Source organism: Pseudomonas extremaustralis (assembly GCF_900102035.1).
Lineage (GTDB): Bacteria > Pseudomonadota > Gammaproteobacteria > Pseudomonadales > Pseudomonadaceae > Aquipseudomonas > Aquipseudomonas extremaustralis.
Map to the genome: position 1 here is coordinate 6,372,711 of NZ_LT629689.1, position 13,572 is coordinate 6,386,282.

Annotated in this window: 12 protein-coding genes; 6 read left to right on the top strand and 6 right to left on the bottom strand. The window is 62.0% G+C overall.

What is annotated here, in order from left to right:
* Positions 1–86 precede the first annotated feature (86 nt).
* From BLR63_RS29370 to gap, 4 genes are all read right to left on the bottom strand, one after another.
* Positions 87–2,654, bottom strand: coding sequence for a TonB-dependent receptor (locus BLR63_RS29370; RefSeq protein WP_010565317.1), 2,568 nt, complete (start codon positions 2,652–2,654; stop codon positions 87–89).
* A 117-nt stretch (positions 2,655–2,771) separates the two neighbouring features.
* A complete protein-coding gene (locus tag BLR63_RS29375; RefSeq protein WP_010565318.1) occupies positions 2,772–3,740 on the bottom strand; it encodes a FecR family protein in 969 nt (322 codons plus the stop codon).
* A gap of 72 nt (positions 3,741–3,812) precedes the next feature.
* Positions 3,813–4,331 carry an RNA polymerase sigma factor gene (locus tag BLR63_RS29380; RefSeq protein ID WP_010565319.1) on the bottom strand — a complete coding sequence of 173 codons (519 nt, stop codon included), beginning with the start codon at positions 4,329–4,331 and terminating at the stop codon, positions 3,813–3,815.
* Positions 4,332–4,470: 139 nt separating this feature from the next.
* Entirely contained in the window at positions 4,471–5,472 is a 1,002-nt protein-coding gene (gene gap / locus BLR63_RS29385; RefSeq protein ID WP_010565320.1) for a type I glyceraldehyde-3-phosphate dehydrogenase, read from the bottom strand.
* Between the two features lie 222 nt (positions 5,473–5,694).
* Here gap and edd point away from each other — a divergent pair, with 222 nt between their 5' ends.
* From edd to BLR63_RS29405, 4 genes are all read left to right on the top strand, one after another.
* Positions 5,695–7,521, top strand: coding sequence for a phosphogluconate dehydratase (edd, locus tag BLR63_RS29390; protein ID WP_010565321.1), 1,827 nt, complete (start codon positions 5,695–5,697; stop codon positions 7,519–7,521).
* Positions 7,518–8,477 carry a glucokinase gene (locus BLR63_RS29395; RefSeq protein WP_010565322.1) on the top strand — a complete coding sequence of 320 codons (960 nt, stop codon included), beginning with the start codon at positions 7,518–7,520 and terminating at the stop codon, positions 8,475–8,477. Before edd ends, BLR63_RS29395 begins: the two co-directional genes overlap by 4 nt.
* Before the next feature lie 122 nt (positions 8,478–8,599).
* Positions 8,600–9,334, top strand: coding sequence for a response regulator (locus tag BLR63_RS29400; protein ID WP_010565323.1), 735 nt, complete (start codon positions 8,600–8,602; stop codon positions 9,332–9,334).
* Positions 9,324–10,793, top strand: coding sequence for an ATP-binding protein (locus tag BLR63_RS29405; protein ID WP_010565324.1), 1,470 nt, complete (start codon positions 9,324–9,326; stop codon positions 10,791–10,793). Before BLR63_RS29400 ends, BLR63_RS29405 begins: the two co-directional genes overlap by 11 nt.
* 140 nt (positions 10,794–10,933) lie before the next feature.
* On the opposite strand, the gene BLR63_RS29410 is transcribed toward BLR63_RS29405, so the two are convergent.
* The gene (locus tag BLR63_RS29410; protein ID WP_083365981.1) at positions 10,934–11,863 is read right to left on the bottom strand and encodes an AraC family transcriptional regulator; all 930 of its coding nucleotides are present in this window, start codon (positions 11,861–11,863) and stop codon (positions 10,934–10,936) included.
* Between the two features lie 327 nt (positions 11,864–12,190).
* Here BLR63_RS29410 and BLR63_RS29415 point away from each other — a divergent pair, with 327 nt between their 5' ends.
* Both BLR63_RS29415 and BLR63_RS29420 read left to right on the top strand, forming a co-directional pair.
* Positions 12,191–12,532: an antibiotic biosynthesis monooxygenase family protein gene (locus BLR63_RS29415; RefSeq protein ID WP_010566107.1), complete on the top strand. Its 342-nt coding sequence runs from the start codon at positions 12,191–12,193 to the stop codon at positions 12,530–12,532.
* Positions 12,533–12,574: 42 nt separating this feature from the next.
* On the top strand, positions 12,575–12,820 hold the full coding sequence (locus tag BLR63_RS29420; RefSeq protein ID WP_010566108.1) for a hypothetical protein: 246 nt from the start codon (positions 12,575–12,577) through the stop codon (positions 12,818–12,820).
* A gap of 63 nt (positions 12,821–12,883) precedes the next feature.
* Here the strand turns inward: BLR63_RS29420 and BLR63_RS29425 are convergent, their stop codons facing one another.
* Positions 12,884–13,516, bottom strand: coding sequence for a flavin reductase family protein (locus BLR63_RS29425; protein ID WP_010566109.1), 633 nt, complete (start codon positions 13,514–13,516; stop codon positions 12,884–12,886).
* Positions 13,517–13,572: the final 56 nt, after the last annotated feature.

Below are 13,572 nucleotides of genomic sequence, written 5' to 3' on the forward strand. Positions count from 1 at the left end.
GTATCAACTAGACGAACAAGAAGACGCGGCACCGTAAAAAATCCTCACCTCGGCGCTGAAATTTCGACGAGGCGAGGCCGTGGTGATCAGATGTCCCAGATCACGTTGATCGCGAAGTTGCGACCCGGCTGGGTCAGGCGGTCGAGGTTGGCCGGACCGGTGACGCTGGCTTCGCCGACGCTGTCGTAGCTGCGCACATCGTCCCAGTTCCAGTATTTCTTATCGGTCAGGTTGTAGAGACCGCCGTTGATCGTGATGTCGTCAGTGACCTTGTAGAAACCGGTCAGGTCGAGGATGCCGAAGCCTGGGGTCTTGAACGCGCCGTTGCGGGTGTCGCCGTCCGGCGCGTGGAAGGTGGTGCTGTCGACGCGATTCTGTTTCTTCACCAGGGTCCAGCTCAGCAGGCCACCGTAGTGGTCCTGGTCGTAGCCCAGGCCGAACACGCCTTTGAGGGGATTGACGCTGTTCAACGGTTCGCCGCTGTCGTCGTTGCGACCATAGGCATAGGCAACCGAGCCTTGGGTGTACAGGCCGTGGGGCGCGCCGAAGGCATCCAGGTTCAGGCGACCCTTGGCTTCCGCACCCTTGATGGTGGCGCGTTTGATATTGACGGCCTGGAATTGCTCGACGGTGCCGCCCACGACGGCGTTGTCTTCGTCGATGAAGTCGCGGTACTTGTTGTAGAACACGGCGATGTCGAAGGAACCGCCATCGAATTTGCCGCGAAGCCCGGTTTCGATGCCTTTGCTGGTTTCTGGCTTGAGGTCGGGGTTGGGCTCGACGGTGTAGCCCAGGTTGAGGTTTTCAAAGCGTCCGTAAAGGGCTTTGGCCGAAGGCGTGCGGAACCCCTCGGCGTATTGGCCGAACAGGGTGTATTGATCGGTCAGGGCATAGGTCAGGCCGAACTTGGGCGTGACACGGTGCCAGGTTTTTTCCTCGTCACTGACCGAATATTGGCCGGTCGGATTGACGCTGCCGAGGAACTCTTCGGTCAGCTTGGGTTTGAGCCGGGTGTAGTCGTAGCGTGCGCTGGGCAGGAAGGTCCAGTTGCCCCAGGCGATCTGATCCTGGGCAAACACCGAATAGGTGTTGATGGTCGGATCGGGGAAATCACTGACTTTTTTCACGCTGTCGCTGGCCGTCGGGCTGGGGGCGCCGATGGCGGTGCATCCGGCGCCCACGGCGAGGCATGTGGCCGAGCCTTCACGGGAGCCTGTGACTTTCTGCTGCTTGAGGGTCGTGCCGTAGGTGACCTGGTGATCGGTCGCGCCGATGCTGAAGGCCTTGTCCAACTGCGCGTCGAAGACCCACTGTTTTTCTTCATACAGCGTGTCGCGGGTGCGTAGGACGCGACGCCCGGCCTGATAGATCTCGGCCGTGGTCTGGTCGGTCTTGGCGATCTGGTAATTGAGGCTGGTCTTGATGCGATCGGTGATGGGCGATTCTAGGGCGAAGGTGTTTTCCACGCCGAAACGCTCGCGGGTGATGGTGTCGTTGCCGCGACGATCACGGTAGAGGTTGAAGCCCTGGCCGCCGACGAAGGGGCCGCCCACGGCGTTTTTCAGGTTGACGTCGCGATCGTCCTTGTACTTTTCGTACGTCAAACCCAGACGGTTCTCATCGCCATAGTTCCAACCCAACTTGGCCAGCACGTTGGTGGTGCGCGCATCCTCGGGGTTGGCGCCGGTGCGGGCCAGGCCGGTGGCGTTGTTGCCGTCGTAGGATTCGGTTTCATGGCCGTTGCGCTGGCTCAGGTGCAGCAAACCGTCGAAGTCCTGTACGCGGCCGGCGAAGGTGCCGGAGGTCAGCCAGCTCTCGTCGGCCGAGCTGTAGCCGGTCTTCAGGCGGGCGCCGACGTCCTGGCCGGGCTTGATGATGTCATCCGGGTCGAGGGTGAAATAACTCACGGCGCCGCCGATGGCGCTGCTGCCGTACAGGGCCGAGGCCGGGCCGCGCAGGATTTCCACGCGCTTGACGATTTCCGGGTCGACGTAGTTGCGACGGGTCTTGGCGTAGGGGCCGTTGAAGAAGTTGTCCGGTACTTCCACGCCGTCCACCTGGGTGAGGATGCGGTCACCGTCGATGCCGCGAATATTGAACCCGGCGTTGCCCGCACGGGTGCCGGCGCCGCCCACTGAAACGCCTGGCTCGTAGCGCACCAGTTCGCGGATGGTGTTCACGTTCTGGCGGTCCAGCGCCTCGCGCTCCAGCACGCTGACGGTGCTGGGCACGCTGCCCACTTGCTGGGCGTTACGGGTGGCGCTGATGGTCACCTGTTGCAGATTGAGGGTGCCGGCCGCCGTGCGCTTTTCCAGGACGATCGTGTCAGTGCCCAGTTTGCGGTAGCTCAGGTTGGTCCCCACCAACAGCTGGTCCAGGGCTTTTTCCGGCGACAGCGGACCACGTACGCCAGGAGACGACACACCCTGGCCCAGTTCCGCCGGCAGGCCGATTTGCCAGCCGGTCACGGCAGTGAAGGCGTTCAGCGCCGAGACCAATGGCTGTTGTGCGATGTTGAAAGTGTAATTGCCGTGACTGCGCGGGATCGGTTCGGCGGCGCTGGCGCTCATGACGGGCGCGCCACCCAGCAGGATGGCCGCCGTCAGCAAGGACAGGATGGGCGAGGAGGACCGGCGGTTGAAACGAGAGGACATCGAGAGCGCTCCGGAAGGTACGAATCTTATAGTTGCGGACTGAACCAAATAGGAATCAGTTGCATTGGCTAAGACGAGACGTACCGCCATGGGCTATCGAGTAAAAATAATTCTCATTTAGTTCAGGATGACCAGCGCGGGGTATTCCGACAGCTTGGCCGAGGTGATATGGGCCAGGGAGCGCACCACGTCCAGCGGTTGGTCGAGGCGGTAGTTACCGGTGATGGCGATGTGGGCGAGCTTGTCGTTGGTGTTGACGATCCAACCCGGGTAATAACGGCCCAGCTCGGCCAGCACCTCGCTCATCGGGCGGTTTTCGAAAATCAGCCGGCCCTGTACCCAGGCCAGGTCCTTGTTGGCATCCAGCTTCGCCGGTTGGCCGAAGCCCTTGGGCCCGATGCGGATGCTCTCACCGGCGCGCAGGCGCACGCGCGCATCGTCGACGGTGTTGCTCAGGTCCACATCGCCGCGCTGCACTTGCACCTGGGCTTCGCCATTGAGGTAACGCACGGCGAAGGCGGTATCGCGCACGCTGGCCCGCACGGGGCCGGCGTCGATTTCCAGGGGCAGGCCGTGGGTGGGCGCGATGTCGAAAAACGCTTCGCCCTGGTACAAGCGCGCGATGCGCTGCTGACCCTTGAGGCTGCTGGAAAACGCCGAGTTGGTGTTGAGCAGTACCTTGGAGCCATCGTCCAATTGCAGGCGCTGGCGTTCACCCACCACGGTGAGGTGGTCCGCTTGCAGGCGCACCGGCAGGTTGCTGAAGCTGAACAGGCCGATCAGCAGGACGGCGGCGGTGGCCAGTGGTTTCCAATGCGGTTTGATCCGGCGCCAGGCCGTGGGTTTGCGCGGCGCGGCCAGGGCGACGGCGGCGCTGTGCACCGGGGCGGCCCCCCAGGCGGACTGGGCCTTGGCAAAGGCGTGGCGGTGGGCAGGGGCCTGGGCCAGCCAGGTTTCGAACTCGACTTGCTGCCCAGGCTGCGGGCACTGCAAGGCGATCAGCCAGTCGAGGGCCTGGTCCATCGCCGGGTCTTGCAACACCTCATGAGCCAACTCATGGGGGCGCAGTTCATTCGGGTCCGTCACACTGATCCTCGGGGCTTCGCCAGGTTCTGTTCATTTTTCCTACGGCTTGGGTCGACACTTCTGTCGGGAAGCTTAAGGCCGATCCAGTCGTTCGGCCACACCCACGCAAATGGCCATGATCAATTTCAGCTCCTTTTGCACGGTGCTCAAGGACACATCCAACTGATCGGCAATTTCCTGGTAGCTGCAACCGTGCACGCGGCTGAGGATAAAGATCTGCTGCTGGCGCGCGCTCAACTGGCCGAGGCTGACACTCAGGTGCTCCAGCAGTTGCTCGGCCTGGGTGGCGTCTTCGGGGGTGCTGATGGGGGCGGCGACGCTTTGCAGGATATCCAGCGACACATCTTCCTGCAGCGTACGCGCCTGTATCCGCCGCGAACGCAGGTGATCCAGGGCAAGGTTGCGCGCGGTCTGAAAAACGAAGGGTTCAAGGTGATCGATCGGCCGCTCGCTCAGGGCCCGGGTGACACGCAGGTAGGTTTCCTGCAACAGGTCTTCGGCGGTGCTGTGGTTATTCACCATCCGCTGCAAGGTGCGCAGCAGAATCACCCGTTGGGTGAGAAAGACGTGGTTGAAGCGAGATTGGCTCACAGTGATACCAGACCGATTTGCAGTGAATGATAATGCTTATCATCAACTCAAATGGCAAGGGGGTATTTCTGTGGGCCTACCCCTGGAACACAGGTGGGAGGGCGCAAGCTCTCTCCCACACAAGCCCGCCGGCAAGGGATTATTCGGCGTTGCAGAGCGCCAGGCAGTTATCCAGCATGCGGTTGGAAAAGCCCCACTCGTTGTCGTACCAGGCCAGCACTTTGAGCATCTTGCCGCTGACTTTGGTGTGGTTGGCATCGAAGATCGACGACAACGGGTTATGGTTGAAGTCGCTGGAAACCAGCGGCAGGGTGTTGTAGCCGAGGATTTTCGAGTGCTGGCTGGCTTCCTTGAGCAGCGCATTGACCTCGTCCGCGGTGACTTCTTTTTTCAATTGAACGGTGAGGTCCACCAGGGATACGTTGATCACCGGTACCCGCACGGCCATGCCGGTCAGCTTGCCCGCCAGTTCCGGCAGCACCAGGCCGACCGCTTCGGCGGCGCCGGTCTTGCTCGGGATCATGTTCTGGGTGGCCGAACGCGCGCGGTACGGGTCGGTGTGGTAGACGTCGGTCAGGTTCTGGTCGTTGGTGTAGGCGTGGATGGTGGTCATCAGGCCGTTTTCGATCCCCAGTTCGCGGTGCAGCACCTGGGCGACCGGCGCCAGGCAGTTGGTGGTGCAAGACGCGTTGGAGATGATCTGGTGGGATTGACGCAGAATGTCATGGTTCACGCCATAGACTACGGTGGCGTCCGCACCCTTGGCCGGGGCGGAGATGATCACCTTGCGCGCGCCGGCGCTGATATGGGCGGCTGCTTTGGTGCGGTCGGTGAACAGACCGGTGCATTCGAACACCACGTCGATATTGTGCGCGGCCCAGGGCAGGTCGGCCGGGTTGCGAATGGCACTGACGGCGATCCGGTCACCGTTGACGGTCAGGCTTTCCTGATCGTGGGCGACCTCTGCATCGAAAGTACCGTGGACGGTGTCGTATTTGAGCAGGTGGGCATTGATCGAGCTGTCGCCCAAATCATTGATGGCGACGATCTGCAAATCCTGGCGATAGCCTTGGGTATACAGTGCTCGCAGGACATTGCGGCCGATACGGCCAAAACCATTGATTGCGATTCGAAGAGTCATTGGAAAGTGCCTGTCGTCGATTTGTTGTAAGAATTACAAGATTATTCGCATAAAAATAGAAAACAAGCCTTTTTAATGGCAATATTTTGTTCAATCTACAACGAGTGACCTGAATCAACTGGTCCGATGATCCAAACGACTCCCCTGCCATCCCATGCGCTGTGGGCGTTTGATCAGCATAGACACTCAGGTCGCCACATCCGTTAGCCTGGAGTTCTACACATGCATCCCCGCGTTCTTGAGGTCACCGAACGGCTTATCGCCCGCAGCCGTGCTACCCGTGAGGCTTACCTTGCGCTCATTCGCGGCGCAGCCAGCGACGGTCCGATGCGCGGTAAGCTGCAATGCGCCAACTTCGCCCATGGCGTGGCCGGTTGCGGCACTGAAGATAAAAATAGTCTGCGTATGATGAATGCCGCCAATGTGGCAATTGTTTCGTCATATAACGACATGCTCTCGGCGCATCAGCCCTACGAACATTTCCCGGACCAGATCAAGAAAGCCCTGCGCGAAGTCGGCTCGGTCGGCCAGTTCGCCGGCGGCACGCCCGCCATGTGCGACGGCGTGACCCAGGGCGAGCCCGGCATGGAGCTGAGCCTGCTCAGCCGTGAAGTGATTGCCATGTCCACGGCGGTAGCGCTGTCCCACAACATGTTCGATGCGGCGCTGATGTTGGGCATCTGCGACAAGATCGTCCCCGGCCTGATGATGGGGGCCCTGCGCTACGGCCATCTGCCGATGATCTTCGTTCCCGGCGGGCCAATGCCGTCGGGCATTTCCAACAAGCAGAAAGCCGATGTGCGCCAGCGCTACGCCGAAGGCAAGGCCAGCCGCGAAGAGCTGCTGGAGTCGGAGATGAAGTCCTACCACAGCCCCGGCACCTGCACCTTCTACGGCACGGCCAACACCAACCAGTTGCTCATGGAAGTGATGGGCCTGCACTTGCCGGGCGCCTCGTTCGTCAACCCTTACACACCGCTGCGTGACGCCCTGACCCGCGAAGCCGCGCACCAGGTCACGCGGCTGACCAAAGCCAACGGCAACTTCACGCCGATCGGCGAGATCGTCGACGAAAAATCCATCGTCAATGCCATCGTTGCGCTCAACGCCACGGGCGGTTCCACCAACCACACCCTGCACATGCCGGCCATCGCCATGTCGGCGGGCATCATCCTCACTTGGGACGACATGGCCGACCTCTCCGAGGTGGTGCCGACCCTGTCCCACGTGTATCCGAACGGCAAGGCCGACATCAACCACTTCCAGGCGGCGGGCGGCATGTCGTTCCTGATCCGCGAACTGCTCGAAGCCGGCCTGCTCCACGAAGACGTCAACACCGTGGCCGGCAAGGGCCTGAGCCGTTATATCCAGGAACCGTTCCTGGTCGACGGCGAGCTGATCTGGCGCGACGGCCCGATCGAGAGCCTCGACGAAACCATCCTGCGTCCCGTGGCCCGTGCGTTTTCGCCGGAAGGCGGCTTGCGCGTGATGGAAGGCAACCTCGGTCGCGGGGTGATGAAAGTCTCCGCCGTGGCCGCCGAGCACCAAGTCGTCGAAGCGCCGGCGGTGGTGTTCCAGGACCAGCAGGATCTGGCCGATGCGTTCAAGGCCGGCCAGTTGGAAAAAGACTTCGTCGCGGTGATGCGCTTCCAGGGCCCGCGCTCCAACGGCATGCCGGAACTGCACAAGATGACGCCGTTTCTCGGTGTGTTGCAGGACCGTGGCTTCAAAGTGGCGTTGGTGACGGACGGGCGTATGTCCGGCGCGTCGGGTAAGATTCCCGCCGCGATCCATGTCAACCCCGAAGCCCAGAGCGGCGGGCCGCTGGCACGGGTGCGCGATGGCGATATCATTCGCGTGGATGGCGTCAACGGCACCTTGGAGCTCAAGGTGGACGCCGAAGAATTTGCCGCGCGCACGCCGGCCACGGGCCTGCTGGGCAATAACGTGGGGGCCGGGCGCGAGCTGTTTGCATTCATGCGCTTGGCTGCAAGCTCCGCGGAGCAGGGCGCCAGCGCCTTTACCTCTGCCTTGGAGACGCTTAAGTGAAGCTTGCGCTGGTCGGTGACATCGGCGGTACCAACGCCCGGTTTGCATTGTGGCGGGATCAGGCACTGCATTCGATCCGTGTGCACGCCACGGCGGATCATCAAAGCCCTGAGGATGCGATCAGGGTCTATCTCAAGGAAGAAGGCCTGAAAATAGGCGACATCGGCGCGGTGTGCCTGTCGGTGGCCGGGCCGGTGAGCGGCGATGAATTTAAATTCACCAACAACCACTGGCGCCTGAGTAAGACTGCGTTTTGCAACACCCTGCAGGTGGATGAACTGCTGCTGGTCAATGACTTCTCGGCCATGGCCCTGGGCATGACCCGCCTCAAACCCGACGAATTCCGCGTGGTCTGCCCTGGCACGCCGGAGCCGTTGCGCCCGGCGGTGGTGATCGGCCCTGGCACTGGCCTGGGGGTTGGCACCTTGCTGGACCTGGGCGCTGGCCGGTACGCAGCATTGCCGGGGGAGGGCGGGCATGTCGACCTGCCCCTGAGCAGCCCACGGGAAGCCCAGCTGTGGCAGCACATTTACACTGAGATCGGCCATGTCAGCGCCGAAAGCGCCTTGAGTGGTGCGGGTTTGCCACGGGTATATCGAGCGATCTGTGCGGTGGATGGCCACACGCCAGTGCTGGATACGCCGGAAGCGATCACGGCGGCAGGCCTGGCCGGCGATCCTGTGGCGATGGAAGTGTTGAACCAGTTCAGTATCTGGCTGGGCCGGGTTGCCGGTAACAACGTGCTGACCACTGGCGCCCGGGGCGGTGTGTATATCGTCGGCGGCGTGATTCCACGGTTTGCCGACTTTTTTATCCACAGCGATTTTGCCAAGAGCTTCAGGGACAAAGGTTGCATGAGCGACTACTTCAAGGACATTCCGGTGTGGCTGGTAACCGCGCCGTATTCCGGGTTGACCGGGGCTGGGGTGGCGCTCGAACAGGCTTTTGCCATGTAGGAGCGAGCTTGCTCGCGAAGAACATAACGAAAACGAAGCACATTAGGTGAGACGCGGCAGCCTCAGGATTTTCGCGAGCAAGCTCGCTCCTACAGATTAGCCATAACAACAAGGAGGACCCCGTGAGCGTAATCAGTAAATCGATTCTCTTGGTCGATGACGACCAGGAAATCCGCGAGTTGCTGCAAACCTACCTCAGTCGCGCCGGTTTCCAGGTACGTGGCGTGCCGGATGGCGCGGGGTTCCGCCAGGCGATGAACGAGGCGCCGTGCGACCTGGTCATCCTCGATGTGATGTTGCCGGACGAAGACGGTTTCAGCCTCTGCCGCTGGATTCGCCAGCACCCGCGCCAGGCGCAGGTGCCGATCATCATGCTGACTGCCAGTTCCGACGAAGCCGACCGTGTGATCGGCCTGGAGCTGGGCGCCGACGACTATATCGGCAAGCCGTTCAGCCCTCGCGAGTTGCAGGCGCGCATCAAGGCCCTGCTGCGTCGCTGCCAGTTCGGCCAGGAGCGCAGCGGTAATGGCGAGGTGCTGGTGTTCGATGAATGGCGCCTGGATACGATCAGCCATCGGCTGTTTCACGAGGACGGTGAAGAGGTGATCCTTTCCGGCGCCGACTTCGCCCTGCTCAAACTGTTTCTCGACCACCCGCAGCAGATCCTCGACCGCGACACCATCGGCAACGCCACCCGTGGCCGCGACCTGATGCCGCTGGACCGGATCGTCGACATGGCCGTCAGCCGCCTGCGCCAACGCCTGCGCGATACCGAAAAACCGCCGAGGCTGATCCGCACCGTGCGCGGCAGCGGTTATCAACTGGCAGCCAGCGTGGTTGCCGGCAATGCCCACTGAACACCTGAGCGAACGTCGTCGCCGCTTCCCGGTACCGCGTTCGCTGCTGGGGCGCATGCTGCTGCTGACCTTGCTCGCGGTGTTGTTCGCCCAAGCGTTGTCCAGCGTGATCTGGGTCTCGCAGTTGCGCGCCACCCAGCTCGAAGGCCTGGTCACCAGCGCCCGTAGCCTGGCGCATTCGATGACCGCCAGCGTGAGCTATTTCCGCTCGCTGCCGGTGGCCTATCGCCCGCTGGTCCTGGACCAATTGCGCAGCATGGGCGGCACACGCTTTGTGGTGACCCTCAATGACCGCCCGCTGGACATGGCGGTCCTGCCGCAGACCCCGCGCAAGCAAGCGGTACTCAAGGCGGTCGATGAAGTGTTGCGCCAGACCCTGGGCGCCGATGTGCATATCTCGGTGGAGTTCGTCAGCGCCGAAGACCTGCGCATCTTCAATGCCGGCTTGAAACTCGACGAATTGCCGCGCTCCTGGGCCCATTACGCGCTGACCCTGGAGCCGGTGAACCCGCCGGTGCTGGTCACGCAGATTCAACTCGCGCCTGGGGAGTGGCTGTACATCGCCTCGCTGTTGCCCGAGCCGTACACCAGTCTGGAAGAACAGGGCCTGCCGTCCCAGCAAGTGTGGTTTATCGTGCTCACCAGCGGCTTTCTGCTGCTGTTCATCGGCCTGCTGGTGCACTGGCAAAGCCGGCCGCTCAAGCGCCTGGCGCGGGCGGCGCGGGATATGTCCCTGGGCGCCGATGTGGAACCGGTGGCCGAGGGCGGTGGCAGTGAAGTGGTGGAAGTGGGCCGCGCGTTCAATGCCATGCGCGAACGCATCAGCCGTTATCTCACCGAACGCAGCCAGTTGTTCAGCGCAATCTCCCACGACTTGCGCACCCCGATCACCCGCCTGCGCCTGCGCGTGGAATTGCTCGAAGACGAGAACCTGCAAACCAAATTCGGTCGTGACCTGGACGAGTTGGAGCTACTGGTCAAAGGCGCGCTGCAATGCGTGAAAGACACCGACATCCACGAAAACATCGAGCCGGTGGACCTCAATCACGTGCTCGACTGCCTGGTGGAGCCTTACCTGGCGCCCAACGGCAACGGCCGAGTGACCCAGCACGGGCGTGCGTTGGCGCCGTATCCGGGCAAGCCGTTGGCGCTCAAGCGCTGCATCGGCAACCTGATCGACAACGCCTTGAAGTACGGGCAGAACGCCCATTTGCATATCGAGGATGACGGTGCGCAATTCATCCTGCATGTGGATGACGAAGGCCCCGGCGTGCCGGAACAGCGCTTGGAAAAAGTCTTCGAACCGCACTTTCGCCTGGCTGGCCAGCAACAGGGCTACGGCCTGGGCCTGGGCATCGCGCGCAATATTGCCCATAGCCATGGGGGGGAAGTGAGTTTGCAGAATTTGCGCGAGGGGGGCTTGCGGGTCACCCTGCAACTGCCCCGCACCCTGGACTGAAGAACACCACCAATCCGATGTGGGAGGGGCGGTGCGACGATTCGACTTGCTCCCGATCGCGGTGTATCAGTCAATTTATGTGTAACTGACCCACGGCAATCGGGAACAAGTCGAATCGTCGCACCGCCCCTCCCACATTTTTAGACGCTCTGGCGCAACCGGGCCAAGTCCCTCAAGGGCGGTGCGCCAAACAGCCGGCTGTATTCGCGGCTGAACTGCGACGGGCTTTCATACCCCACCCGATACCCCGCCGCCGAGGCTTCCAGCCCTTCGGCGAGCATCAGGCGACGGGCTTCTTGCAAGCGCAGTTGCTTCTGGTACTGCAGCGGGCTCATGGCGGTGATTGCCTTGAAGCGGTGGTGCAGGGTCGAGACGCTGAGGTTGACTTCCTTGGCCAGGTCATCGATGCGCAGGGGTTGTTCGTAGTTGCCGTTGAGCCACTTGATCGCCTGGCTGACGCGATGGCTTTGGCTGTTGGCCACGGCAATTTCATACAAGCGATAGCCCTGCGGCCCACGCAACAAGCGGTAGAGGATTTCGCGGTTGATCAACGGCGCGAGCATGGCGATGTCTTTCGGCGAGTCCAGCAGGCGGGTGAGTCGCAGCACGGCGTCGAGCAACTGGTTGTCGAGACGGTCGACATACATCCCGCGCGGCGTCGGACGCGACGGTACGCCCATCGGGCCCGCTTCTGCGATCAGCGCGGTGAGCTGCGCCGGGTCGATATTGATACGGATCGACAGGTTCGGGTCTTGCGCGGTGGCCTCGATGATCCGGCCGGCCACGGGCATTGCGACCGAAAACACCAGGTAGTTGAGCGGGTCGTAGGCAAAGATTTCGTCGGCCAGGCGCACTTCCTTGCGGCCGCTGGCCAGGATGCACAGCGCCGGCTCCACCAGTACCGGGCTGAAGTCGCGCGGTGCGTTGTGGCGGTTGAGGAACAGCGAGGTGATGGCCGTACCGTAGGAGCCATCTTCCCAGGTATGCCGGTGCACGATACTGGCCAGTTCGGCGCGCTGTTTTTCCATCTCGGCATCGAGGGGGAGGGACGTGAGGTCGGGCGACGACATGGAGTGTCCTCTGCAGGCTTCTTTGATGGGCGTAGCTTAGCGGCGGCGTCTCAAACCAGGGTAGGTCGATTCTGCACAATCCTTGCCTGATCCTGCGACATCGCGTGAATCAGGCAAGCGTCGGGCCTGTCATCTCCCTGAAACAAGGCGTTGGCCGATGGAATAAACCGGCGGGCCAGACGTCCTGCCTACGCTTCTCGCAGGATTGTGCAAGAAGCCGGCAGGAATTGACTAACCGCGCCCACCCCCGCGCCGTTATCTTTGATCCTGTGGCAGCACGTCTCCACCGTGCTTGCCGAGCATCACTTCTCAACGGGAGAGTCGAACATGTCCACCCCCATTCCCGCGAGCCATATGGCCTTTATCCGCGCCCGCACCGGGTGCAGCACCGAACTCGGTGCACGCTTGAGCTGTTTGATCGAACCGGGCCGCCAGGCTCAGGGTTGCCTGCAATTCTCGTTGCAGCATTCCCAGGTCGATCCCGATGTCTGGTTGATCTCCGGTTTCTGGAGCAGCGAGCAGGCCATGAGCGCCTACTTCGACTCGCCGGCGCTGATGATCTTTTCCGAGCTTGTGAACGATGGTGTCGTGCGCAGCATGGATTTCCAGACTTTCACCGACGCATCCGCCGCCAATGCCAGCGGCGAGTACCTGCAACTGGCCGGTTGAGGGTTAGAATGGCCGACTTTTCCATTGGCCAGGACCTGCAACATGGCACGTAAACAATTTGCCCACCACGAAGCCGTTTCCGCCGTAGTACCGGGCGAAGGGGGCTACAGCGCCGCCGTCGCCGTCAAGGCACTCGATGGCATGGGCGCACCGCAGTTTCACAAGATCCTGGATGGGCAGAAGTTCAAGACCGCTTCCGACGCCGACGATGCGGCAACCCTGCAACTTGAGTTGTTGGCCGACGTTGACGCAGAAGGTCAGCTGACTTGGGCCGCGGCCACGAACTGACGCACGCCGTGGCTCAAAGGTGGGAGGGGGTAAGCCCCCTCCCACCTTTTTTATTGCAGGCGGTCAGGCGCGGGGGGCGCCTGGGCGATACATCTTGAACAAGGCTTCAGGCCCCACCTGGAAGTAATCCGCCGGGCCACCGCCACGCAGGATCGGCTCGGCGGCCGCGGTGTTGTAGATGCCGTCCTTGAGCAGCCACTTGGCAATGTGCACCGCGACCACTTCGCCCAGCACCAGCCAGCTGGGCACCAACTGTTTGTCGGCGCGTTGCAGCTGGATGATCTGCGTCACTTTGCACTCGAACGACACTGGACTCTCGCCCACCCGTGGTACGCCGACGATCTTCGAGGCCACGGGCGTCAGGCCGGACAACTCGAACTCACTCACCTCTGGCCCTACGGCTGCGCAACTCTGGTTCATCTGCTCGGCCAGCGGACGGGTGGCCAGGTTCCACACGAACTCGCCGGTCTGTTCGATATTGTTCAGGCTGTCTTTGCGTCCGACACTGGAGAAACCAATGATCGGCGGAATGTAGTTGAACGCGTTGAAGAAACTGTAGGGCGCCAGGTTCAGGCGGCCTGCTTTGTCGTGTGACGAAATCCAGCCGATCGGCCGCGGGCCGACGATGGCATTGAATGGGTCGTGGGGCAGGCCGTGGCCGTTGGCGGGTTCATAGTAATAGCTGTCGTCGGACATGGCCGGGAGTTCCTGCGTGGGGATTCTGGAGGCGGTCATAGTGCAATCCATAGTGG